This is a genomic window from Mesorhizobium sp. M2A.F.Ca.ET.037.01.1.1 (genome assembly GCF_003998075.1).
GTDB lineage: Bacteria > Pseudomonadota > Alphaproteobacteria > Rhizobiales > Rhizobiaceae > Mesorhizobium.
In genome coordinates this window covers 1-1,131 of sequence record NZ_RZSA01001446.1, presented here as the reverse complement: position 1 = coordinate 1,131, position 1,131 = coordinate 1, and the positions used below count along the sequence as shown (strand labels likewise).

Here is a 1,131-nt window from a genome sequence, read left to right as displayed (position 1 = left end):
GGCCACGGCCTTCCAGATCGCCTCGATGCTGAAGGTCCGGGTCGTGCTGCTTCTGCCGGAAAACGGCACCATCACCGTCAAGGCCGGCTATCCGCCGGACGATACCCTGGCCGAGGCCGATATCGCGGCCGCGCGCTGGGCCTGGGAGCACAACCGCGCAGCCGGCCGCGGCGCCGACACCTTGCCCGGCGCAAAACGCCTCTATCTCCCCTTGCGGACGGGGCGGACGGCGATCGGGGTGGTCGGCCTCGACAATGACAAGCAGGGACCGCTGCTGACGCCCGAGCAGCAACGCTTGCTCGACGCCTTGGCCGACCAGGCCGCCGTGGCCATCGAGCGGGTCCAGCTGGTCGCCGATGTCGACCGCGCCCGGCTTGCGGCCGAAGCGGACCGGTTGCGCTCGGCGCTGCTCACCTCGATCTCGCACGACCTGAAGACGCCGCTCGCCGCGATCATGGGCGCGGCCGGCACGCTGAAGGAATTCGCGCCGGCGCTGCCGGAAAAGGATCGCGCGGAGCTTCTGTCGACGGTCGTCAGCGAGTCGGAGCGGCTGAACCGCTTCATCGCCAATCTGCTCGACATGACCAGGATCGAATCGGGCGCGATGGAGCCGAATTACGCGCTCCATTATGTCGGCGATGTCGTCGGCTCGGCGCTGAACCGGGCGCAGAAGATCACCGCCGAGCACACAATAGAGACCGACATTCCGGCCGACCTGCCGATGCTGCGGCTCGATCCCGTGCTGTTCGAGCAGGCGCTGTTCAACCTCCTCGACAATGCCGCCAAATATGCCTCGCCCGGCTCGATCATCCGGCTGCAGGCCTGGGTCGACAATGGCGCCGTCATCCTGCAGGTAATGGATGAGGGGCCGGGTATCCCACCGGGCGACCTGGAGCGGATATTCGATACGTTCTACCGCGTGCGCAAACGCGACCAGGTGCGTGCCGGCACGGGCCTCGGCCTGTCGATCAGCCGCGGCTTCATCGAGGCGATGGGCGGCACGATCGCGGCGGCCAACCGCACCGACCGTCCCGGCGCGATCTTCACCATCCGCATGCCGGTGCCGGCTGACTTGCCGGCGCTCGGCGTGCCCCTTACGGATGATGCGGCATGACAAATCAGACCGTGTCG

At 67.7% G+C, this 1,131-nt stretch carries 1 protein-coding gene; it reads left to right on the top strand.

Going from position 1 to position 1,131, the window contains the following annotated elements:
- Nucleotides 1-1,114: ATP-binding protein (locus EOA27_RS37485; RefSeq protein ID WP_148669970.1), on the top strand; the 1,114-nt coding region annotated here is incomplete at its 5' end.
- Nucleotides 1,115-1,131: the final 17 nt, after the last annotated feature.